The sequence below is a fragment of the Cytobacillus oceanisediminis genome (assembly GCF_022811925.1).
Lineage (GTDB): Bacteria > Bacillota > Bacilli > Bacillales > Cytobacillaceae > Cytobacillus > Cytobacillus oceanisediminis_D.
The window spans coordinates 4,527,419-4,550,298 of sequence record NZ_CP065511.1; the positions used below are offsets into that span (position 1 = coordinate 4,527,419).

Here is a 22,880-nt window from a genome sequence, read left to right on the forward strand (position 1 = left end):
TTAAAAGTAAGCACGGAAAGCGGAAGCGCCTTGCCCACCCCCGACACCTCGAGGGGGTAGGCGCTGGAGCTGGACAATCCTCAGAGTACAAAGTTTTAAATTCAGAAAGGCATAAAAAATGGCCATGCCCCAAGGCTGGCCACTTTTTATTATGCTGAAGTCTTGCGCTCTTCTTCTACAACTGTTCCGTCCTCCAAAACAAGTTTTGGCGAACCATTATCAATAACCGTTTCTTTCGTAATAATGCATTTTTTAATATCTTCGCGTGATGGAAGATCAAACATCACATCCAGCATGATTCCTTCAATAATGGAGCGCAGTCCGCGGGCACCTGTTTTTCTTTCAATTGCTTTTTTAGCAATTTCTTCAAGTGCGTCTTCTTCAAAATCAAGCTCAACATTATCAAGTTCAAGCATTTTCTGATATTGTTTGACAAGTGCATTTTTAGGTTTAGTTAAAATCTCAATCAACGCAGCTTCATCAAGCTGGGAAAGGCTTGCAATAACCGGAAGACGTCCGATAAATTCAGGAATTAAACCGAATTTCAGCAGGTCTTCAGGAAGAACTTTTGCAAGAAGATCCTTTGGCTCGATTTCTTTTTGATTCTGGTCGGATCCAAAGCCAATTACCTTCTGGCCTAAACGGCGTTTAATAATTTGCTCAATGCCATCAAATGCACCGCCGCAGATAAACAGGATATTGGTCGTGTCAATCTGGATAAATTCCTGATGAGGATGTTTGCGGCCGCCTTGTGGCGGTACGCTCGCAACTGTTCCTTCCAGAATTTTCAATAGAGCCTGCTGCACACCTTCACCTGATACATCACGAGTGATTGACGGATTTTCCGACTTACGTGCAACTTTATCAATTTCATCAATATAAATGATTCCTTTTTCTGCCTTTTCCACATCATAATCAGCTGCCTGAATAAGCTTTAAGAGGATATTTTCAACATCTTCCCCGACATATCCAGCTTCAGTCAATGATGTTGCATCTGCAATTGCAAACGGAACATTTAGAATGCGGGCCAATGTCTGAGCCAGCAAGGTTTTACCGCTTCCAGTCGGACCGATCATGGCAATATTACTTTTTGATAGTTCAACTTCATCAATCTTGCTGTTGGAATTGATGCGCTTATAGTGATTATATACCGCAACAGATAGCGATTTCTTTGCCTGATCCTGGCCAATAACATACTCATCCAGAATATCGCGGATTTCAGCTGGCTTTGGCACATCTTTGAATTCCACTTCTTCTTCTGTACCCAGCTCTTCTTCCACAATTTCAGTGCAAAGCTCAATGCATTCATCACATATATATACGCCTGGCCCAGCAACAAGTTTGCGGACCTGATCCTGTGTTTTGCCACAGAAAGAACATTTTAATTGCCCTTTTTCATCATTAAATTTAAACAAATCCTTCACCCCTTGAAAAAACTTCAAAACGATATATTAAGCTTGCGAGATCACATGCAAATAGTTCTTATTCAGCCATAGAAAAGTTGGGAATTATGGTGGACTCTTTGAAATATACGTGAAACATGCCCTCTTTAATAATTCACACTTTCTTAAAAATCAAAACCTTCAGCAGTTATGTATTGCATTGTAACACATTTTTACAGTGGACAGGAAATGATAACTCTTAAAACATTTCAATTATGTATGCATGCATGTGATGGGATTTCGCAAAGAAAAAACAGGCTGAATTTTATATGTACTTTCATAAGCTTAACCAAAAATGGCTAAATTAAGTCGGCCCCTTGGACCGATAATTAAATTATCTATATATGTATTTGTATTCCTGTCCATGTTCAATATGCCGTAAAACTTTTCACCAGGCAAAGATACAAGGGAGATTTTCATTATGTATTGTCTTGATGGTATAAAACAAGGCACGATAAACTCGCGCCTTGTTTCTTATTAAAAGGGAGAAAATTTTCTGCTTTCGAAGATAGACTACTGTCTAGCTCCGCCTCCTTGCCCCTTGAGGTCATAAGCCAAATTACTACTGAGGTTTAACAACCTCCTCCGTAATTCGTCTTATGCTTGTCGGGGCAGTGCAGTCGGCTCCGCTTTTCTTTTATTATGCAACAGTCTTGCTATTTTCCACAAGGAAATCTACTGCTTTTTTAATTTGAAGATCTGCTTTTAGGCCTTCAAGGCTTCCAAGAGCTTGTGTGATCTGGTCAGCAGACATGTTGTACATTTCTGCCATTTTGTTAAGCTCTTCTGTAACTTCTTCATCGCTTACTTCGATGTTTTCTGCGTTTGCGATTGCTTCAAGAGTCAGGTTAACGCGTACACGCTTTTCAGCTTCCTCTTTCATTTGCTCGCGCAGTGCAGCTTCATCCTGTCCGGAGAACTGGAAGTATAGTTCAAGATTCATGCCTTGCATTTGCAGACGCTGTTCGAACTCCTGCATCATGCGGTTAACTTCTGTGTCAACCATTGCAGCTGGAATTTCCATTTCTGCATTAGCAGCTGCTGCTTCAACAACAGTATCGCGGACATGGTGCTCAGCTTCATGCTTCTTGCTTTCTTCTAAGCGAGTTTTGATTTTTTCTTTTAATGCATCCAAAGTTTCAACTTCTTCGTCTGCATCTTTAGCAAACTCATCATCCAGCTCAGGAAGCTGTTTTGTTTTGATTTCATGTACAGTTACTTTGAATGTTGCAGGCTTTCCAGCTAGCTCGGCAGCATGGTATTCCTCTGGGAAAGTAACTTCAACTTCCTTAGATTCTCCAGCAGCAGTTCCAGTCAATTGGTCTTCAAAGCCAGGGATGAACTGTCCTGAACCAAGTTCAAGTGAGTAGTTCTCAGCTTTTCCGCCTTCGAAAGCTTCGCCATCAACGAATCCTTCAAAGTCCATAACAACTGTATCGCCAGTTTCAGCTTTTCCTTCTTCTTTAACGGCAAGTTCAGCTTGTCTTTCCTGAAGTGAAGTTAGCTCGCTGTTAACATCTTCATCCGTAACGTTTGTTTCAAGAGGCTTGACTTCAAGGCCTTTGTATTCGCCAAGCTTTACTTCAGGCTTAACAGTAACTGTAGCTTTGAAGATAAGGTTTTTTCCTTTTTCGATTTGCTCAACATCGATTTCAGGACGATCTACCGGCTCAATGCCTGTTTCGTCGATTGCATTAGCATAAGCTTCTGGAAGAAGATAATCTACTGCATCCTGGTATAAAGATTCAACTCCGAAACGCTTTTCAAACATTCCGCGAGGCATTTTTCCTTTACGGAATCCTGGGACGTTTACTTGCTTAACTACTTTTTTAAATGCAGCGTCTAAGCCTTCGTTCACTTTCTCTGCATCTACTTCAATTGTAAGAACCCCGCGGTTCCCTTCTAACTTTTCAAATTTAGCAGACATACAATCATTTCCCTCCAAAAATCTATTATCATTTCATTCAACACAGAATGTTATGAATATCTCTTGTTTCTCAAGCCATATCCATTAAATAAAAATGTATATATACACATAATACAACCATTATATTATAACATACACTCTCTGTCTTTCAACATTGAAGGCTAAATATTGGGATAAGAAATTTCTTCTATCTTTCTTATAAAGGCAAGAGCCTGTTCAATTTCCTCTTCTGGAGCTTCATAAATATCTCCCAGTTTGCTGAAAGAACTGGCCAAACCATGGTACTCATATGAAAGCATATGGTATGCCGCCGCCCAGGAAGCAGCGTTATCCGGTGAGGCTTCAAGCGGATATAGCAGGAAAAATTGCCTTTCTGCAAGGCTCTTTGTATTTTCATATAATACCGGATCTTCCTGCTCGAGCTGAATCCCCAGTTTATTGACTATTTTTAACAGCATCGGCTGCTGATGTACCGGTGGGAGTTCATCAGGAATAACCCGAACGCTTTTATTAAATTTCCGAATCCGTACATATTTATCATACCCATGCTCGGTAAGCACATTTAACAGCATCGTTTTAAAGAAAGGATTACCGTCATGAGCTTCAAGATATGCTTTAATATCCTCTATATATGGCCTGATATTATGTTCTGCCAGCTGTGCAGCGATCTGCATTTGGTCATGCTGATCCTGGTAGGAGAACAGATTGAGCTTCCTGTCCTTGAATTCCTCCATTTCAGGTGCTTCAATCTCGGCTTCAGAAGGTGAAGCAGCCATCTTTCTGCTGAACTCAAGCATTTTGCTAAAATGCTCAAACTTCTCCTTCGGGATCTCCCTCTCTTCAAGCAAAACTTCAATCATTGCTGCAATCTCGCTGTATTGATGCAGCTGCACAAGGATCATTAAATAAAGATCCATTACTTGTATGTAATCCCCAATGCCTGTCTGGAGCATTTTATTAGCCAGTTCTTTCGCTTTTTCCAACGCTCCCGCTTCATAATATGCCAGAACAAGCCCGATATGGACATCGGTATTCTCAGGCTCCATCTCCAGTGCTTCTTCAAAGAACTGGATCGATTCCTGATACCTTTTCTGCTGAAGGGACTCCAGCCCCTTTTCCAGCAGTCTTTTCTCAAGGCCGGGAAATAGAATGATTTTATTGTTTTGTTTTTTCCGTTCCCGCTTTCCCATGCTAGTACCGCCTCAACTTATATTTTTGAAGTTAGTGTAGCATGAATCAGCAGAAAAACAAAAAGATTCATGGTTTACCGCCATGAATCTTTCATACATTCTTACTGTACAGCTAACTGTTTTTCTTCAAAAGTTGAAATGCTTGTTTCCAATTGAAGGGTAATCTCTATTTCATCCCAGCCATTAATCAGCATTTTTTTCCAGTAATCATTTATAGAGAATGATGCTGAAAAATTATGTTCATCTTCAATTACTTGATTCTTCAAATCAACCTTCAATTCGTATGGCTGGCTTTTAGCACGCTTGAGCAGATATTCGACTGTTTCAGCCGGAAGAGTGATTGGCAAAAGTCCATTTTTTAAGCAATTTTGATGAAAAATATCAGCAAATGAAGGGGCAATGATGACTTTAAAGCCATAATCTCCTAAAGCCCATGGTGCATGCTCCCTCGAAGAACCGCAGCCGAAGTTTTCATTTGCAATGAGGATAGGGGCACCCTGGTTTTCTTCCTTATTCAACTCAAACTCAGGGTTAGGCAAACCATCTTTTGTAAATCTCCAGTCATAGAACAAATACTGTCCAAACCCCGTTTTCTCAATTCTTTTAAGAAATTGCTTGGGGATAATCTGATCGGTATCCACATTTGCTCTATCTAAAGCAGCAGCTTTCCCTTGCAGTGTTTTAAATCCGCTCATTTTGTTCTCCTCCTTCTTATTGAACTGTTTCTGCGCTAAGCAAAGCACCTACATCCACAAAATGTCCGTACAAAGCTGCAGCCGCCGCCATTAATGGACTGACAAGATGTGTTCTGGCCCCTGATCCCTGGCGTCCTTCAAAATTTCGGTTTGATGTTGAGGCACAATGCTCGCCGCTTGGCACAATATCATTATTCATGCTCAAACACATGCTGCAGCCTGATTCCCTCCATTCAAAACCAGCCTGCTTAAAGATAAGATCCAGTCCTTCAGCCTCCGCCTGTTTTTTGACCTGCTGTGACCCTGGAACAACAAGTGCACGGACTTGAGGATGAACCTTCTTCCCTCTAATTATTTCTGCGGCCTGTTTTAAGTCTTCCAGCCGGGAATTTGTGCAGGACCCGATGAAAACATGCTGAATCTGAATGTCTTCAATTTTCTGCCCTTCCTGCAGCCCCATATAATCTAAAGCTCTGGATAGTGATTTTTGTTCAAGCTCGTTTTTGCATTCCTCAAGTTTTGGAAGTTGTTCATTCACTTTGGAAGTCATAGAAGGATTCGTCCCCCAGCTGACCATTGGCGCAATATCTGCTGCATCAATTTGAATGGTTTTATCGTATGCCGCATCAGGATCGGATACAAGTTCTTTCCAATTATCGACAGCCTGCGTAAATTCAGCTCCTGCTGGTGCATACTTCCGCCCCTGCAGATACGCAAACGTCGTTTCATCAGGACTGACAAGCCCCGCCCTTGCTCCTCCTTCAATGGACATATTGCAAATCGTCATTCTTTCTTCCATTGACATTTTCGCAATGGCATCCCCGCAATATTCAATAATATGGCCCGTACCAAAGCCAATTCCGTTTTTGGCAATAATATAAAGTATGACATCTTTAGCGGTAACACCCTTTTTCAGCTCGCCATTTATCTCCATTTTTAATGTTTTAGGCTTGCTTTGCCATAAAGTCTGGGTAGCCATGACATGCTCCACTTCACTTGTTCCAATGCCAAACGCTATTGATCCAAAAGCTCCATGAGTGGATGTATGGCTGTCACCGCAAACAATTGTCATGCCTGGCTGAGTAAGCCCCAGCTCCGGCCCGATCACATGGACTATCCCCTGTTCAGGACTATCCAGCCCGGCAAGAGGGATGCCGAATTCCAAACAGTTTTTTTCCAAAGTGGTCATTTGGTTCAGTGCAACAGGATCATTGATGACTTTTCGGTTATCAGTAGGAATATTGTGGTCAACTGTAGCAAACGTTTTATCAGGCCTTCTGACTTTTCTGTTTTTCATTCTTAAACCTGAAAAAGCTTGAGGGGATGTAACTTCGTGCACTAAGTGGAGGTCTATGTACATCAAATCCGGCTTCCCCTCTTCCCTGTGGACTACATGCTTTTCCCAAATCTTATCTATTATTGATTTTCCCATTCTGTTCCACTCCCTTTTTAAAAGAAACACGGCCGATGAAGGCCGTGTCCCAGTTTATAAAATCAGCTGAAACTGTGTCCAGCCATCATTTCAGCTTTTATGCATAAGCCCCCATAATATTAAGAATAGCTTCGTTATCCAAAAGGGTAGCCTTTACCTCTTCAATCATTTCAGAAGTAGTAACCACCTTTTTTCCAAATGAAACAATATCTCTTGTACGATAGCCAGCTTCAAGCACTTGATTAACAGCATTTTCAACCGCTTCAGCTTCCTCTTCCATTCCGAAAGATAAGCGAAGCATCATGGCTGCTGATAAAATCATGGCAATAGGATTGGCTGCATTCTTCCCTTGAATATCCGGTGCTGAACCATGGATTGGTTCGTATAAATAAGGCCCGTTTTCCGAAATGCTGGCAGAAGGAAGCATCCCTAAAGAGCCAGTCAATACAGAAGCTTCATCGCTCAAAATATCACCAAACATATTTTCCGTTACTACAACATCGAATTGCTTCGGATTTTTAATCATTTGCATCGCTGCATTGTCAACAAGCATATGCTCCAATGCCACTTCCGGATATTGCTTTGCAATGTCCTCCGCTACCTCTCTCCACATTCGGCTTGATTCCAGGACATTGGCCTTGTCAACAGAAGTCACCTTGCCACGGCGGCTTCCGGCAAGTTCAAAGGCCAGTTTAATGACACGCCGCATTTCTTCTTTTTGATAAAACAATGTATCTACCACAGCATCTTTTCCGTTTTGCTGGGTCCTCTCGCTTGGCTTTCCGAAATACAGGCCGCCAGTTAATTCCCTGACCATCAGCATATCCACACCTTCAATTACTTCATTTTTTAATGGGGAAGTATCAGAAAGGCTGGAATAATATTGAGTTGGCCGCAGATTTGCATAGAGATTCAATTCCTTGCGGATCTTCAAGAGACCCTTTTCAGGACGAAGGTGGGGAGGCTGCCGGTCCCATTTAGGCCCTCCAACCGCTCCCAGCATGACCGCATCGCTTTCTTTGCAAAGCTCCAGCGTTTCATCAGGCAGTGGAGTTCCGGCTGCATCAATAGCAGAACCGCCAATTTTGCCATATGAAAATTGGAATTGATGTCCGAACCGTTCTCCAACGGCCTGCAGGACTTCAATTGCTCCCTTCACCACTTCTTTGCCGATCCCATCTCCTGGAAGTACTGCGATACGTTTTTTCATTTTTAATCCCTCCGTCTGTTTTTTTGTTTATGCTTATAGATTATTGTTTTGGTTATATTGATTTCAGCATGGGGCACTAAAGCGAACCCGCGGGGAGGAAAGGGAGCTTCTATTAATTCGCCTCTACCGCTTGCGCCTGTGCTTTTTCTTTCATATATATCACTCTATTAACAGCGTTCAAGTAAGCTTTTGAGGAAGCTTCGAGCACATCCTGGGCCAATCCGCGGCCGCTGGTTTCCATTCCTTCGTAGTTCAGTTTTACATAAACCTGGGCTAAAGCGTCTCTTCCTGCCCCTACGGATTGAATGCGGTAATCAAGAAGGTTAGCTGTTCCATTCAGGCATTTTTCCAATGTGTTATACAGCGCCTCTATGCTTCCTGCTCCAGTACCGGCTTCCTGGATCACTTCGTTGTTTGATCCTGACAGGGTAACAGTTGCCGTCGGAACAGAGTTCGTGCCATATTGAATTTGAATTCCAATCAAATCATAGAATCGCTGTTCCTTGGAGAGCTTCTCTTCAAGTACGATGGCTGCAAGGTCATCGTCTGTCATCTCTTTTTTGCGGTCGGCCAAATCTTTGAAAACTGTGAATAGCCGGTTTGCTTCTTCATCTGCTACTTCAAGCCCAAGTTCACTCAGGCGGTTTTTAAAGGCATGGCGTCCAGAATGTTTTCCAAGCACCATGGAATTGGATTGGAATCCGACTAGATCAGGGGAAATAATTTCATAAGTTGTTTTTTCCTTCAGTACCCCATCCTGGTGTATTCCTGATTCATGTGCAAAAGCATTTCTTCCGACAATCGCTTTATTGGCTGGTACCACCATGCCTGTCAGCTTGCTGATCAGGCTGCTCGTTCTGCTGATTTCCTGAAGATTCAGACGGGTGGAAGCCTGATAATGATTATTTCGGATGTAAAGGGCTACCGCCAGTTCCTCCAATGCCGCATTTCCTGCTCTTTCACCAATCCCGTTAATAGTGCCCTCAATCTGTGTTGCTCCATTTTCTATAGCTGAAAGGGAATTAGCTATGGCCATTCCCAAGTCATCATGGCAATGAGCTGATAAGGATACTTTATCAATAGAAGGAACATGATTTCTTAAATATTGAAAAATCTCTCCATATTCCTGCGGTGTTGTGTATCCAACAGTATCCGGTATATTAATGATCGTCGCCCCAGCCTGGATGACCTGTTCGATTATTTCAGCAAGAAAAGGCAATTCCGTCCTGGTAGCATCCTCCGCAGACCATTGGACGATCGGGAACTTTGAAGCAGCATACTTAACTGTTTCTACTGCTGTTTCAACCACTTCTTCTTTCGTTTTCTTTAACTTATATTGTCTGTGAATCGGAGAGGTTGCCAGGAATGTATGTATCCTTGGCTCAGCCCCGTCCTTCAATGCTCCCCATGCGGCATCTATATCAGAGATAACTGCTCTTGCCAGGCCTGTGACCGAGCAATTTTTAATCGTCTGGGCAATTTTCTGTACAGAAGCAAAATCACCTTTTGACGCTGCAGGAAAACCAGCTTCAATAATATCAACATTCAAGCGCTCCAGCTGCCTGGCAATTTCTAACTTTTCGGAAAAGTTAAGGTTTACACCGGCCGATTGTTCGCCATCTCTTAAGGTTGTGTCAAATATCTTAATTGTTCGCACTGACGACCACTTCTTTCTTCTTGCTGCTATTGACAAACGGCATCATCTTGCGAAGCTCTCTTCCAACCTGTTCGATCGGATGCTCATTTTCTCTCTGATTTACGGCATTGAATACCGGTCTATTTGCCTGGTTTTCCAAAATCCAGCCTTTAGCAAAATTGCCTTCCTGGATATCTTTCAAAACTGCCTTCATTTCTTCTTTCACTCTTGCATCTACTACCCGCGGGCCGCTGACAAAATCTCCCCATTGAGCAGTATCTGAGATGGAATAGCGCATTCCTTCCAGACCGCCTTCATACATAAGGTCAACGATGAGTTTTAGCTCATGCAGACATTCAAAGTATGCCAGTTCCGGCTGATACCCAGCTTCAGTAAGAGTTTCAAATCCTGCTTTCACCAAAGAAGTCAGCCCTCCGCATAGCACTGCCTGTTCGCCAAACAGATCTGTCTCGGTTTCTTCTTTAAACGTTGTTTCCAATGCACCTGCGCGAAGTGATCCAATGGCTTTAGCGTAAGAAAGGGCAAGCTCCTTTGCTTCTCCTGTTACGTCCTGATGGACTGCAAACAGGGCTGGGACACCTGCATCCTGTTCATATGTTCTTCTGACCAAATGTCCTGGCCCTTTCGGAGCTACAAGCAATACATCACACTCTTTTGGAGGCACGATCTGATTAAAATGAATATTAAATCCATGGGCAAACATTAATGCCTGGTTTGATAGAGTCGGTTCAATTTCTTCCTTGTATACTTTTGGCTGGTGTTCATCCGGCAATAGGATCATCACTACATCTGCCTGTGCTGCTGCCTCACCGACTGAGTATACCTGGAAACCGTCTTCTTCTGCTTTTTCCCAGGACTTCCCTTTGCGAAGGCCGATTACGACTTCAACACCGCTGTCCCTCATATTCAACGCATGCGCATGTCCCTGAGATCCGTATCCGATAACCGCTACTTTCTTTCCGTTTAAATACGCTGCATTTGCATCTCCGTTATAGTACATTTTTGCCATGTTTTATCTTCCTCTCAGATTAAATTATTTTTATTTTAGTAGTAGAATTTATTAAACAATAGAATATGACTTGGACTGCTGGGAAGTACGCTGTGTTCCTCTAGGGAATGCCGTTGTTCCCGTCCGGGCAAGCTCTTTGATTCCATATGGCTTAATGAGTTCAATGAAAGCTTCTACTTTATCAGATTCACCTGTAATCTGAACGGTCATGCTATCCTTGCTGACATCTATAACAGAAGCTCTGAACGGTTCAATTAAAGAGTAAATTTCATTTCTGGTATAAGGGACCGCCTGAACTTTAATGAGGGCGAGCTCTCTTGCCACTATCGATTGATCCGTGATATCAGTCACTTTTATCACATCGATTTGCTTGTTTAGCTGTTTTGTAATTTGTTCACTGGCACTGGAGTCCTCAACATGGACCACACAAGTGATGCGCGACATCCCTTCATGTTCGGACAGGCCAACTGAAATGCTCTCAATATTAAAGTTTCTTTTGGAAAATAAATTAGTGATTCTGTTTAGAACACCCGGCCGATTCATAACAGTCAGGCATATGACTCTTTTCATGGTTTTACACCTGCCATTTCATGAAGTCCTTTTCCAGGTGCAATCATCGGATACACATTTTCATCCGGATCCACCCGGAAATCGATAAGTACTGGTTCGCGGTTATGAAGCACTTCATCCAATAACTCTTCAGCTTCTTCTTCAGATTGAATGACATATCCTTTTATTCCGTAAGCTTCTGCCAATTTTACGAAAGATGGCTGTACCGGGATTTTGCTGTGAGAGAAACGGGATTCATAAAAGATCTCCTGCCATTGCCTAACCATGCCAAGGGCCATATTATTAAAAATGATAATTTTCACCGGCAGGTTCATTTCCTGTATAATGGCAAGCTCCTGCGTTGACATTTGAAACCCTCCATCTCCGCAAATAGCGAGTACACAAGCTTCCGGGTCGGCCAACTGAGCTCCGATGCTGGCAGGGAAACCAAATCCCATTGTTCCAAGCCCTCCTGAAGTCACCCATCTGTCTGCCTTATTAAAGCGGTAGTATTGGGCTGCCCACATTTGATGCTGTCCTACGTCTGTAACGACGATGGCATTCCCTTCCGTTTTTGAATGGAGCATTTCCATGACTTTCTGGGGCTTCAATCGTCCAGACTCTTTATCATAGAAATATGGATATTCCTTCTGCCACCTCAGGATGGTTTCCATCCATTCTTTATGGGCCGGTGGTTTTCCATCCTGCAGAATCAGCTGCTCAAGAGCTTCTTTTGCATCTGCCACAATCGGAATGGACGTTGGAACGTTCTTGCCTATTTCAGCAGGATCAATATCAATATGGGCGACTGTTGCATGTGGCGCAAAATGCTGTAAGTTTCCTGTTAATCTGTCATCAAAGCGGGCTCCAATATTTATCAGCAAGTCACATTCTGTAAGTCCCATATTGGCTGCATAACAGCCATGCATCCCCGCCATTCCGATGAATAATGGATGATCTGCCGGGAATCCGCCGAGGCCCAGGAGTGTGTGAATAACAGGAATTCGCTGCTGCTCTGCGTACTCTTTTAATTCTTTGGATGCTCTTCCATGAAGCACGCCAGCACCAGCCAAGATGACAGGCTTTTTCGATCTGCTGACTGCTTCAGTTAATTTCCTTATTTGCAGGTAATTTGGTTTTAATGTCGGCTGATATCCCGGCAGATTCACTTCCTTTTCTTCCTCAGGCTGATCTGAGACTCCCGCAGCGATGTCTTTAGGGATATCGATCAGTACCGGTCCTGGCCTGCCAGTTGAAGCTATATAAAAAGCTTCTTTAACAATTCTCGGGATATCTTCAATGCTGCGGACCTGATAATTGTATTTTGTAATTGGAGTGGTTATCCCCAGGATATCTGCCTCCTGAAAGGCGTCTGATCCAATGACTCCCGTTGCCACCTGGCCTGTAAAAACAATCAGCGGAAGTGAATCCATCATTGCGTCTGCAAGCCCGGTAACAATATTAGTGGCCCCTGGTCCTGAAGTGGCAATTACAACACCCGGCTTTCCAGATATCCGGGCATACCCTTCAGCAGCATGAATTCCTCCCTGTTCATGACGCGGCAGCACATGAAGAATCTCTGAATGATACAGTTTGTCGTAGAGTGGAAGAACAGCTCCTCCAGGATAACCAAAAATCACTTCAACATTTTCTTTCTCCAAGGCTCTTAATAACAGATCAGCACCGGTGACAGGATGTGTCTCCGTTTTTGTTTCTGTTAAGGCAGCTTCCTGCAGCATTTGTTGATAACCTCCTCTTGTTTTTTATAACTCCAATATAAAAAGCCCTTCCACCCCTAAAGACACCTATCGATTGTAGGTATAAGGGATGAAAAGGCTTTGATAACCTGTTCCACGGTACCACCCTGATTCACGCTTATAGTGCGTGCACTCATGAACAGCCAAATGCTGTCCGTTTTGATAACGGGTGAAGAACACCCGGCAGCCCCTAATCGATCATCTTTCAGGACTGCGCTCAGAGGTGAGTTCATTTTAAGAGGGCATTACCGGTTTTCAGCAGATCCGGCTCTCTGTGAATGCCTGTCATAAAACTACTTATCCTCTTCTACGCTTTTCCTATTCGGAGTTAAACCCCTTAAAACATTAACGCTTTAAACCACTGAATTATTAAGTTAAAAAAATTCATATTGAGAGAGAGATTTCACTTAGATGAAGGTTATAATTCTATTTAACTTAAAGGTGTGAATTTCTTATATTGAGGACTATCTTACGCCCATTTTTATCAGCCGTCAACACCCTTTTCGTGAATTATTTGATAATTTCGATTAATCTGTTTTTCTGTATCCGCTTACATTGTTGATATATTCACATTCCCTGGAACAAAAAAATTTTAGAGAATTTTTTAATTATGGGAGATGACAGCTGAAATGGGGTTCAAATATTAAGAGGTTTGCAAAGACGATTTAAGTATCGAGGGTTGCACTGGAAGACGCTGCCATTAAAAACTAAACTAAAACAAAAAAACTCACCAAAATGGTGAGTAAGAATTCGGTAAGATATGTAGTGTTGCCAGATGTGTAAATGGCGTCCCAGGAGAGATTCGAACTCCCGACCGACGGCTTAGAAGGCCGTTGCTCTATCCGGCTGAGCTACTGGGACGTATTGAATAATTTCACTTGATTGAGATTAATTAACTCAACGACAAGATTTATTATATTAGACAAATGTTAAGAAGTCAACACTTTGTAAGATATTTTTTTATTATTGAGGGAAGACTGGCTTCCCTCTGTTATTATATTCAAATTAATCGCTTTTTACCAGTGAAAAATTTTGTGTCAAATCAGGAATCTTCCCATTAGATAAGTCATACACATCCAGTGTAACATCTTTTCCCCTGGCTTCCAGTATGACATATGTCTTTTCGTTTCTTCCTCTGGGTAGCCGTATGCTTCCAGGGTTAATAAATAATATCCCATCAGACAATTCAGCTCCCAGACCATGTGAATGGCCAAAACATACGATATCTACTTCCATTTCACGTGCCCTGTATGCCAGATTCATTAAGGTAGACTTAACGGAATATCTGTGGCCGTGTGTGACGAAAAAGCGGATTCCCCCAGCTTCTTCTATTCTATCCTCCGGGAAAGCTGCCTCAAAGTCACAATTTCCTCTTACAGCAGCGTATCCTCTTAATGATTCATGATCTGCCTGAAGCTCAGAATCTCCGCAGTGAATCATCAAATCCATATCAGGATGCATTTCGCGAATTTGGCTGAGTTCAGAGGTTAACCCATGGCTATCACTGACAATCAGAACTTTCATGAGTTCTCAGCTCCGGCCATGAAAGAAGGAAGCAGCTCCTCCAGCTTTTTGAGAGCATTCGCCCTATGGCTGATCTGGCTTTTTTCCTCCGGCATTAATTCAGCCATTGCTTTGCCCTTAGCTTCTGCAAAAAAGATAGGATCATAGCCAAATCCATAAGTCCCTCTTTTTTCTCTTAAGATATGGCCTTCACAAGTTCCTGCAGCTGTTTCAGTAATTTTTCCGGGAGCAGCGATTGCAAGAGCGCAATAGAACCGAGCCTGCCGCTTATGATCCGGAATGCTTTCGAGCTCATCGAGAACCTTGTCCATGTTTTTCTGGTCGTTTTTTTCTTCGCCTGCATAGCGGGCGGAATAGATGCCTGGCTTTCCTCCAAGCGCATCAATGATTAGCCCCGAATCATCGGCAATTACCATTCTTCCAAAAGCTTTAGAAACGGCTTCCGCTTTAAGAATGGCATTCTCTTCAAACGTGCTTCCTGTTTCCTCTACATCCTGAAAATCCGGATAATCCAGCATCGTTTTAACCTCATACCCAAGAGGCTTGAACATCCGTTCAAATTCTCTCGCTTTGCCCGCATTTTTAGTAGCGATAATAACTTCCTGCATGCTATGACCTCCCCTCCAGCTTTTCTCTTTTGCCTTGAATGCTTTCTGTGATTTTCTCCCCAAGGGCAGCCTTTTGAAACTCAAACAGCTCTGAAATCCCTTCCTGTGCAGCACCCAGCATTTCCTGCAGCTGGGTATAAGAAAAAGTCGCTTCTTCTCCAGTTCCCTGAAGTTCCACAAACTCACCGCTGCCAGTCATAACGACATTCATATCTACTTCAGCAGAGGAGTCTTCAATATAATTCAAATCCACTGCAGCCTGCTTATTTTTAAGAATTCCCACGCTTGTGGCAGCAAGAAAATCATTGATTGGATAGTGAGTAAGCTTCTTGCTGCTGTATAGTTTATCCATCGCCTGTGCCATAGCAACAAAGGCTCCTGTAATGGATGCTGTCCGGGTCCCTCCATCCGCCTGGATTACGTCGCAATCAAGCCAAACCGTTCTTTCGCCAAGTGCATCAAGATCCACCACTGCACGGAGAGCACGGCCGATCAGGCGCTGGATTTCCATTGTTCTCCCTGAAATTTTCCCTTTCGCTGATTCCCTGATATTTCTCTGTTCTGTTGCTCTTGGAAGCATGGAATATTCAGCTGTTATCCAGCCTTTCCCCTGTCCCCTCATAAAAGGAGGGACCCTCTCATCGATACTTGCTGTACAAATCACCTTCGTGTCTCCCACGGTTATAAGGACAGAGCCCTCAGGATGCTTTAAGTAATCTGTTTCAATATGTATAGGCCTAAGCTGCTCCGGTTCACGTCCATCTGCACGCATAAGCTGATTCCCCCTTCTTTTGCTAAGATAAAAATTATTTAGTACGACATATGTATCATTTGCTCAGGTACATTGGCATGCCTTCATTTTACCAACAAAGAAGAGGCGGCATTAAATGCCAACCCCTTTTTCCTGTTACTATATAGTATAACAAAATCTGGTCTATTAAAAACTTCCTGTATTCACATTTTCAGGACGGGTTACAGGTTCGGATAGTTTTTGGCCATCCTCATTGACAATCTCTGCTTTGCCATCGACTGTGACCGCCACACTTTCGATGCCCTTTTGTTCTGTCAGTGAAAGGACAAGGGCATTCAGCAAGTGCTTGGAAATCATTTTCTCTTCGAAGCTGCTGAAGACATTCTCATTGAAGTTTAATGTGACTTTTCCTTCTTCAATTTTAGGAGCTTCAAGCAGCTCTACATCCGGAAGGAAGTCTGTCACCAGATTGGAAGCATAGTTCGGCCCTTTTATCAGTTCGGATACAACCGCTTCAACTTTATTGTCCATATCATTGCTGACACGCTTGGTGACAGGCACGTAATAATAGTTTTCTTCATCCCCGCCCAGATAATAAACGGTAACCGGCTTCGTATTCGTGATATCCACTACTTCCGTTGTATCCATGTTTATTCCATTAGCTCTGCTTAACGCCGAACTGACCGGAGTGCCATTCACAGGCATCTCTTTTAATTCATGTCCGTTTAATGTCAGCTTAACTTTATCAATGGAATCAAATTGTGTAAGTGTCCAGGTAACTGATTGAAGAATATTCTTTTCATCTTCTGGAGCATATTCCTGAAATTCTTTTGAAAAATCAACGGTTGCAACTTTATCTTTAATATTTACAGAAACTTTTGTATCAGCCGGAAGGACTGCTCGGAAATCATTAGGAAGAAGCTCTGTAACAGGACCGTTTTCTACCAGATACTCTAACGCCTGTGTAGCAACTGAATTAGTTTTTGGAAGATCAATTGTCTGGGGAACGACATACCCATTCTTATCAATCAAGTAAAGCTCTGTTTTAAGATTTGCCGTAACACCCTCTTCATTTTCGGCTGTTTCTTTTCCAGCTGTTTCTTCGGCAACACTTTCGCCTTCATCGGTATAAGATACTGCTTTTGGCGGATCGACTTTTTCCTTCCCCTGGCTTCCAAACAATCCGCAGCCTGATAATAGAACAGATGATACCAGCACAGCTGACACTATAGACGTTTTTTTATTTAAAGACATACATAATCCCCCCTGAGACAGTTTGTACTACATGTATACGAGCCTATCTGAAATTTAGACCGTCTTTTGGGATAAAAGTGTTAATAGATTTTTGACAAATTTGGACAAATCGGAAAGAGGTGTGAAATGGCATCCATTAAAAAAAGAAGCCCCCATAAGGAGCTTCTCTGTCAAATTTGTTTCTGCAGTTCATCTTTTACCAGGACGGCTTTGATTTTAAAATAATCTATTTCTTCCGGAAGTTCATCTTTAATTGGTTTAAGTTTGTCTCTTCCAGCTTTTTCAGCAGCCTGTAAAACGAGCTTTTCTTCAGTTTCATTGAAAATATCTGACCAGTCAATTACATTGCCTTCTCTGATAGAGCGAAATATATGCTCTTGAATTGTTATCAGTGAGAAATTTCGCTTTTTGGCTATTTCCCTTATTGAATCTCCATCCTTGTAATAGTCAAAGGAAATCTGGTAGCTTGGACGATCATCTATAGGTTCCTCTGTTTTTGGCGGCGCTTCTGCTGCAGGCTTAGGGGAAATATTATGTTCTTCGGCAAATTCTTTAATAGCCTGGATAAAGTCTTCCCCATACTTTTCAAACTTCATTTGCCCTATACCTTTAATATTTAACATCATGTCTTTGCTGACGGGAAAATAGCGGCTCATTTCTTTTAATGCTGCATCAGCAAAAACTACGAAAGGAGGGACATTTTCCTCATCTGCAATCTTTTTCCTGAGCTTTCTCAGGATCTCGAAGAGTTCATTGTTTTCTTCTGTTTCCTGAACAGGCACAGGCTCATTTATTTTCATGGATAATCTTTTCTGCCCCTTCAAAACGGGAACTGCACTGGCGGATAGCCTTACTGTCGGATATTTTCCATCTGTTAAAATCAGATAGTCCTCAGCGAGCAGATAGTTTATCATATCAGCAATCTCTTTTTCTTTGCGGTTTTTCAGCAATCCAAATGTTGAAAGTGTATGAAAATTCATTTCGCGGATTCTCTTATTAGTGGAGCCTTTCAAAACCTGGGCTGTCAAAGTAATGCCAAATCTTTCTCCCATTCGCTTAATGCATGAAAAAATCATTAAAGCTTCCTGAGTAATATCCATGCTTGTCCGTTCATCCAGACAGCTGCTGCATTTGCCGCATTGAATAGGTTCAGCATTCTCATCAAAATATTCAATGATATAGGACTGGAGGCATTTTTCTGTATGGCAGTAATTAACCATATCCTTAAGCTTGCTGTATTCCTGCTCCATTTTCCGGGGATCCAGACTGCTCTCCTCTATCAAAAACTTCTGCAGCTGGATATCCTGAGGAGCAAACAGCAGGTAGCATGTGCTATCCACCCCATCTCTGCCAGCCCTTCCCGCTTCCTGATAATAAGCTTCAATGTTTCGCGGAAGGTTATAGTGGATGACATATCTGACATTGGATTTATCAATCCCCATTCCAAAAGCATTCGTTGCAATCATAATATCTGATTTATCGTATACAAAGGCATCCTGTGCTTCTTTTCGTTCTTCTTCCTTTAGGCCTGCATGATATTTGGCAGCTGAGCAGTTCTTGCCTTTTAAAAATTGGTACAGCTGGTCCGTTTCCTTGCGGCTTGAAGTGTATATAATTCCCGCTTCGTTTTTATGTTTCTTTATGGTCTGCAATATAAAGTCCCTTTTGTTAACACCTTTCAAAACTTGGAAAGATAAATTCTCCCTTGCAAAACCAGTAATGAACGTATTTTCCTCTTTTATGTTTAAAAGCCTGCGAATATCATCTGCAACATCCCGTGTTGCTGTTGCTGTCAAAGCAGCGATTACAGGTTTCTGGTTCAGGCTGTTAAGCTCAGCGACAACGGAACGATAACTTGGTCTGAAGTCATGCCCCCATTGAGAGATGCAGTGCGCCTCATCAAAGACGATAGCACTAATTGAAATAACGTTTAATAATTCCAAAAAGGCCATGGAACCAAATCGTTCCGGCGCCACATACACGAGCTTATATTCACCATTACGTATTCCGGCCACAACATGCTGATACTCGGCAGAAGACAGTGTGCTGTTGATAAAAGCAGCCGGGATGCCGGCAAGGCTAAGGGCATCTACTTGATCTTTCATCAGGGAAATTAAGGGAGAAATCACAATGGCCGTTCCGGGGAGTACAAGAGCGGGTATTTGGAAGCAGATTGACTTTCCGCCTCCAGTTGGGAGAATGCCAAGAGTATTGGTTTGAGAAAGGATATTTTGAATAATCTCCTGTTGTCCGGGGCGGAAAGTGGTATATCCAAAATATTTTTTCAGATAGTTTTCGGCTTGTGCCAGCAAATTGATCACCAACTCAACTAATATATTTTGTCTTTCATTCTCATGATACCAAAGCTTTTTAAAAATGTAATCCTAAAAGAAAAGCGGAAGCGCCTTGCCCACGAAGGAACGCAGACTAAGAACGCCACGTCCTGTGGCAACGTCCGCATGACCCCCATCCTCTCAAAAGCTGCCGCTTTTGGTCGTGCGATGATTATGCTGTTCGAAGCCTTCCTTGTCCTAGGGGCCCCCGAGGGGGTAGGCGCTCCTCCTAAAAGCTACCGCTTTTAGTCGTGCGATGATAAAGCTGTCGAAGCATTCCTTGTGGAGCTAGACAGTTATCCGCGTTCAAAATTTTATACTTATCTTTAAAAAACACCTTCTGAAAAAGTTCAGAAGATGTCCGTATTTGTTAAAGCGATATTTTTTCTACGGTTTTTACAGGAAAACCCAGCCACTTTGAAGCAATTTTAGAAAAAATGGCCGTTGAGCCCGTTGTGCAGAATTTATATTCAGGGTTCTCATCAGCAGCTTTAAGCATTCCATAGTGATGAAGGATGGTACTTGCTTCCCTTGCTGTTTCCTCACCGGAACTGATGACATTTACGTCTTTTCCCATTACATTTTTTATAATTGGTTCTAATAAAGGATAATGGGTACATCCGAGAATGAGTGTATCCATTCCTTTGCCTTTAATAGGCTGAAGAGTCTCAGCCACGATCTTTTTGGCAACAGAGCCTTCATACTCCCCGCTCTCTACAAGAGGAACGAATTTAGGGCATGCCAGACTATGCACATCAGATCTCCTGTTTAACTGAATCAGCGCATTTTCATATGCCTTGCTTTTGACTGTGCCTTCTGTGCCAATGACACCAATTTTATGATTTTTCGTTACTTTTATAGCTGTTCTGGCCCCAGGGAAAATGACACCGATAACCGGTATCGTCAGTTCCCTGCGTATTTCTTCCAGGGCTACAGCAGTAGCAGTATTACAGGCAATGATCAGCATTTTAATATTTCTGCCAAGCAAGTATTTCGTCATTTGCCAGGTAAAGGATTTTACCTCGTCACCAGGCCGGGGGCCATAAGGGCATCGGGCTGTATCTCCAAGGTAAACAATATCTTCATTTGGCAGCTGCCGCATGATTTCTTTTGCGACTGTTAAGCCTCCGACTCCGGAGTCAATAATTCCTATAGGTTGTTTCACAAGTACCGCCTCATTCTCCTCGCATATCATGGTGTAATTTCATTAAGTTATCTTTTAAGAACAAGACCTCATTATGTGAAGAATTTTTAAGAACTTCTTTTAGATAATCCTGGCGTTTTTTTATAACTTCTTCAATAATCCGCTCTCCTTCTTCAAGCAGGTGGATCCTGACCACTCTTCGGTCATTTGGGTCTTTTACCCTTTTCACAAGGGTGTTTTTCTCCATTCTGTCAACAAGATCTGTTGTCGTGCTGCATGCAAGATACATTTTGTTTGACAGCTCACCGATGGTCATATCGCCTTCTTCAAAAAGCCATTGCAATGCAACAAACTGAGGAGGGGTAATGGTGAAATCACTTAGAATTTCCCTTCCCTTCTGCTTGATAATGCCGGATATGTATCTTAAGTCTTTCTCAATTTCAGCTACCACATCATTTATTTCATTTGTTTTAGGATCTTCAAGCTTCATTCTTAAACACTCCCATTTAAGCTTTTACGACGTTTTCTGCCCTTGTGCATTTATTTTCACCTTTTTCCGTAAAAATTTCAAGACAGAAATAAATCCAATAATGAAAAAATCCCTTTATAAATGTGATAACCGGCTTCCCAGAAGGATAGCCGGTCTAAATTAAAGTTCTAGCTCTCCCATTCGAAGGAGCTCTACAACAGCTTGTGATCGCCCCTTTACACCAAGCTTTTGCATGGCATTGGAAATGTGGTTCCGAACCGTTTTTTCACTTATAAACAATTCACCAGCGATTTCCCTTGTTGTTTTATCTTGTACTAACAATTCGAATACTTCTCTTTCTCGTTTGGTGAGTAACGGCTTGTGAGTATATTCATTCTCCTTCAAGTATTGTAACCCTCCTTGCCTTTCGCCAGCTATGAACCGCGGGATGGGTATATATTTAGTCACCATATCATATGTCAGCAAAACAGCCGAAGTGACTATATTTAGTGAAAGGAGAAAGTTATTTTCAAAAATGTGCCATTGTGCCGCTAGGCCCGTACTTTAACCCCGCTTTTCAGCATTTCTTTCATTTCTTCGGTCCAAGGCACACCCTTGCCTGTCACCTTTGATATCTGCACCATCGTCCCTCTGCCGGTGAAGCAAACTGAACCATCTGATTTCTTGCCCATATAATGAAGATCAACAGAAGAATTACCTATTGAAGCAGCTTTTACATATATTTGTATCTCTTCATCAAAGAAAACCTGGCGGATAAAATCGCACTGGAGGTCTGCTACGACTGGTATGGTTTCGTTATCAGGCTTTACCCAGTCCTGCATGAAGCCTTTACTTTTGAAAAATTCTATCCGTGCTTCTTCATAATATGTGAATGGAACGGTATTGTTCAAATGTCCAAACATATCTGTTTCAGAAAATCTGACTTTTACTGGATGAAAGAAAATGAATTCTTCTTCCCATTTTTTAAAATCGTCAATATAGCTCAATTTTTTCATGCTGGTTCCTCCCGGCTATTAATGAATGAGCGCTCACTCTTTTATATTTTATTATAGTGTTTTTGGAATTATTTGAACACCAAAACCTTTCAGCTCTGAATGCAAAAACCCCTCTCCAAAAAGGAAAGGGGTTCTATGATGTTTAGATCTGGTCGCTTCCAAAGAAGTTTTTGAAAGACTGGAATGTTGTATCGCGGTTAAGTGCCGCGATGGATGTTGTTAAAGGAATGCCTTTCGGGCAGGACTGTACGCAGTTTTGAGAGTTTCCGCAGTTGGCAAGTCCGCCATCACCCATGATTTGCTCCAGGCGTTCTGCTTTATTCATTTCACCAGTTGGGTGAGCATTGAACAAACGAACCTGTGATAAAGGAGCTGGCCCGATAAAGTCAGATTTGCTGTTTACATTCGGGCATGCTTCCAGACAAACACCGCATGTCATGCACTTTGACAGTTCATATGCCCATTGGCGCTTTCTCTCAGGCATACGCGGTCCTGGTCCCAAATCATAAGTACCATCGATCGGAATCCACGCTTTAACCTTTTTCAAGGAGTCAAACATACGGCTTCTGTCGACCTGCAGGTCACGGACTACAGGGAACGTGCGCATCGGCTCAAGACGGATCGGCTGTTCCAGCTGATCTACAAGTGCCGTACAGGACTGGCGGGGCTTTCCATTGATAATCATTGAACATGCACCGCAGACTTCTTCAAGGCAGTTCATATCCCATGCGATTGGAGTAGTCTGTTCGCCCTTCACATTAACCGGATTACGGCGAATTTCCATTAGAGCAGAAATAACGTTCATATTTGGACGGTAATCTATTTCAAACTCTTCCTGAAAAGGGGCTGAATCAGGAGTATCCTGGCGGCTGATTACAAAACGGACTGTTTTAGTTTTTGTTTCTTGCATGGA

The 22,880-nt window shown here is 42.5% G+C and carries 20 protein-coding genes, 1 tRNA gene and 1 other annotated feature; all 21 genes read right to left on the bottom strand.

The window, feature by feature from the left end; genetic code table 11:
* Positions 1-149 precede the first annotated feature (149 nt).
* Entirely contained in the window at positions 150-1,415 is a 1,266-nt protein-coding gene (gene clpX / locus IRB79_RS22755; protein WP_243505126.1) for an ATP-dependent protease ATP-binding subunit ClpX, read from the bottom strand.
* A 667-nt stretch (positions 1,416-2,082) separates the two neighbouring features.
* Positions 2,083-3,369, bottom strand: coding sequence for a trigger factor (gene tig / locus IRB79_RS22760; RefSeq protein WP_243505131.1), 1,287 nt, complete (start codon positions 3,367-3,369; stop codon positions 2,083-2,085).
* Between the two features lie 161 nt (positions 3,370-3,530).
* Positions 3,531-4,559 (bottom strand): tetratricopeptide repeat protein, encoded by a 1,029-nt coding sequence (locus tag IRB79_RS22765; RefSeq protein WP_243505141.1) that lies wholly within the window; start codon positions 4,557-4,559, stop codon positions 3,531-3,533.
* Positions 4,560-4,660: 101 nt separating this feature from the next.
* Complete coding sequence (leuD, locus tag IRB79_RS22770; RefSeq protein WP_243505144.1) at positions 4,661-5,254, bottom strand: 3-isopropylmalate dehydratase small subunit; 594 nt, start codon at positions 5,252-5,254, stop codon at positions 4,661-4,663.
* A 16-nt stretch (positions 5,255-5,270) separates the two neighbouring features.
* Positions 5,271-6,686: a 3-isopropylmalate dehydratase large subunit gene (leuC, locus tag IRB79_RS22775; RefSeq protein ID WP_243505147.1), complete on the bottom strand. Its 1,416-nt coding sequence runs from the start codon at positions 6,684-6,686 to the stop codon at positions 5,271-5,273.
* A 97-nt stretch (positions 6,687-6,783) separates the two neighbouring features.
* On the bottom strand, positions 6,784-7,896 hold the full coding sequence (gene leuB / locus IRB79_RS22780) for a 3-isopropylmalate dehydrogenase (protein WP_243505149.1): 1,113 nt from the start codon (positions 7,894-7,896) through the stop codon (positions 6,784-6,786).
* 112 nt (positions 7,897-8,008) lie between these two features.
* Positions 8,009-9,553 carry a 2-isopropylmalate synthase gene (locus IRB79_RS22785; RefSeq protein WP_243505150.1) on the bottom strand — a complete coding sequence of 515 codons (1,545 nt, stop codon included), beginning with the start codon at positions 9,551-9,553 and terminating at the stop codon, positions 8,009-8,011.
* Positions 9,540-10,562, bottom strand: coding sequence for a ketol-acid reductoisomerase (ilvC, locus tag IRB79_RS22790; protein WP_243505158.1), 1,023 nt, complete (start codon positions 10,560-10,562; stop codon positions 9,540-9,542). The genes IRB79_RS22785 and ilvC overlap by 14 nt, the downstream gene beginning before the upstream one ends.
* A 51-nt stretch (positions 10,563-10,613) precedes the next feature.
* Positions 10,614-11,132: an acetolactate synthase small subunit gene (ilvN, locus tag IRB79_RS22795; RefSeq protein ID WP_009333175.1), complete on the bottom strand. Its 519-nt coding sequence runs from the start codon at positions 11,130-11,132 to the stop codon at positions 10,614-10,616.
* Positions 11,129-12,850, bottom strand: a complete 1,722-nt coding sequence (ilvB, locus tag IRB79_RS22800) for an acetolactate synthase large subunit (RefSeq protein ID WP_243505160.1) — start codon at positions 12,848-12,850, stop codon at positions 11,129-11,131. The genes ilvN and ilvB overlap by 4 nt, the downstream gene beginning before the upstream one ends.
* An 81-nt stretch (positions 12,851-12,931) precedes the next feature.
* Positions 12,932-13,187, bottom strand: a binding site (T-box leader).
* 465 nt (positions 13,188-13,652) lie between these two features.
* Positions 13,653-13,729, bottom strand: a tRNA-Arg gene (locus IRB79_RS22805).
* A 144-nt stretch (positions 13,730-13,873) separates the two neighbouring features.
* Complete coding sequence (locus tag IRB79_RS22810) at positions 13,874-14,392, bottom strand: metallophosphoesterase (protein ID WP_243505161.1); 519 nt, start codon at positions 14,390-14,392, stop codon at positions 13,874-13,876.
* On the bottom strand, positions 14,389-15,000 hold the full coding sequence (locus tag IRB79_RS22815) for an XTP/dITP diphosphatase (RefSeq protein ID WP_243505163.1): 612 nt from the start codon (positions 14,998-15,000) through the stop codon (positions 14,389-14,391). The genes IRB79_RS22810 and IRB79_RS22815 overlap by 4 nt, the downstream gene beginning before the upstream one ends.
* Before the next feature lies 1 nt (position 15,001).
* Positions 15,002-15,772: a ribonuclease PH gene (rph, locus tag IRB79_RS22820; protein WP_243505168.1), complete on the bottom strand. Its 771-nt coding sequence runs from the start codon at positions 15,770-15,772 to the stop codon at positions 15,002-15,004.
* 165 nt (positions 15,773-15,937) lie between these two features.
* A complete protein-coding gene (locus IRB79_RS22825) occupies positions 15,938-17,005 on the bottom strand; it encodes a GerMN domain-containing protein (RefSeq protein ID WP_243505169.1) in 1,068 nt (355 codons plus the stop codon).
* 170 nt (positions 17,006-17,175) lie between these two features.
* On the bottom strand, positions 17,176-19,317 hold the full coding sequence (recQ, locus tag IRB79_RS22830; RefSeq protein ID WP_243505170.1) for a DNA helicase RecQ: 2,142 nt from the start codon (positions 19,315-19,317) through the stop codon (positions 17,176-17,178).
* Positions 19,318-19,708: 391 nt separating this feature from the next.
* A complete protein-coding gene (gene racE, locus IRB79_RS22835) occupies positions 19,709-20,503 on the bottom strand; it encodes a glutamate racemase (RefSeq protein ID WP_279401037.1) in 795 nt (264 codons plus the stop codon).
* Between the two features lie 10 nt (positions 20,504-20,513).
* The gene (locus IRB79_RS22840) at positions 20,514-20,972 is read right to left on the bottom strand and encodes a MarR family winged helix-turn-helix transcriptional regulator (RefSeq protein ID WP_009333183.1); all 459 of its coding nucleotides are present in this window, start codon (positions 20,970-20,972) and stop codon (positions 20,514-20,516) included.
* A gap of 159 nt (positions 20,973-21,131) precedes the next feature.
* Positions 21,132-21,356, bottom strand: a complete 225-nt coding sequence (locus tag IRB79_RS22845; protein WP_009333184.1) for a helix-turn-helix domain-containing protein — start codon at positions 21,354-21,356, stop codon at positions 21,132-21,134.
* Positions 21,357-21,502: 146 nt separating this feature from the next.
* A complete protein-coding gene (locus tag IRB79_RS22850) occupies positions 21,503-21,967 on the bottom strand; it encodes an acyl-CoA thioesterase (RefSeq protein ID WP_243505173.1) in 465 nt (154 codons plus the stop codon).
* 142 nt (positions 21,968-22,109) lie between these two features.
* Positions 22,110-22,877: a succinate dehydrogenase iron-sulfur subunit gene (gene sdhB / locus IRB79_RS22855; RefSeq protein ID WP_243505174.1), complete on the bottom strand. Its 768-nt coding sequence runs from the start codon at positions 22,875-22,877 to the stop codon at positions 22,110-22,112.
* Positions 22,878-22,880: the final 3 nt, after the last annotated feature.

What these genes read in the sequence shown, in the direction of transcription:
- leuD (WP_243505144.1), bottom strand. Translation starts at nt 5,254, where the DNA reads ATGAGCGGATTTAAAACACTGCAAGGGAAAGCTGCTGCTTTAGATAGA.
- rph (WP_243505168.1), bottom strand. Translation starts at nt 15,772, where the DNA reads ATGCGTGCAGATGGACGTGAACCGGAGCAGCTTAGGCCTATACATATT.
- ilvB (WP_243505160.1), bottom strand. Translation starts at nt 12,850, where the DNA reads ATGCTGCAGGAAGCTGCCTTAACAGAAACAAAAACGGAGACACATCCT.
- IRB79_RS22840 (WP_009333183.1), bottom strand. Translation starts at nt 20,972, where the DNA reads ATGAAGCTTGAAGATCCTAAAACAAATGAAATAAATGATGTGGTAGCT.
- ilvC (WP_243505158.1), bottom strand. Translation starts at nt 10,562, where the DNA reads ATGGCAAAAATGTACTATAACGGAGATGCAAATGCAGCGTATTTAAAC.
- leuC (WP_243505147.1), bottom strand. Translation starts at nt 6,686, where the DNA reads ATGGGAAAATCAATAATAGATAAGATTTGGGAAAAGCATGTAGTCCAC.
- IRB79_RS22850 (WP_243505173.1), bottom strand. Translation starts at nt 21,967, where the DNA reads ATGAAAAAATTGAGCTATATTGACGATTTTAAAAAATGGGAAGAAGAA.
- ilvN (WP_009333175.1), bottom strand. Translation starts at nt 11,132, where the DNA reads ATGAAAAGAGTCATATGCCTGACTGTTATGAATCGGCCGGGTGTTCTA.
- IRB79_RS22825 (WP_243505169.1), bottom strand. Translation starts at nt 17,005, where the DNA reads ATGTCTTTAAATAAAAAAACGTCTATAGTGTCAGCTGTGCTGGTATCA.
- IRB79_RS22765 (WP_243505141.1), bottom strand. Translation starts at nt 4,559, where the DNA reads ATGGGAAAGCGGGAACGGAAAAAACAAAACAATAAAATCATTCTATTT.
- IRB79_RS22810 (WP_243505161.1), bottom strand. Translation starts at nt 14,392, where the DNA reads ATGAAAGTTCTGATTGTCAGTGATAGCCATGGGTTAACCTCTGAACTC.
- IRB79_RS22815 (WP_243505163.1), bottom strand. Translation starts at nt 15,000, where the DNA reads ATGCAGGAAGTTATTATCGCTACTAAAAATGCGGGCAAAGCGAGAGAA.
- tig (WP_243505131.1), bottom strand. Translation starts at nt 3,369, where the DNA reads ATGTCTGCTAAATTTGAAAAGTTAGAAGGGAACCGCGGGGTTCTTACA.
- leuB (WP_243505149.1), bottom strand. Translation starts at nt 7,896, where the DNA reads ATGAAAAAACGTATCGCAGTACTTCCAGGAGATGGGATCGGCAAAGAA.
- sdhB (WP_243505174.1), bottom strand. Translation starts at nt 22,877, where the DNA reads ATGCAAGAAACAAAAACTAAAACAGTCCGTTTTGTAATCAGCCGCCAG.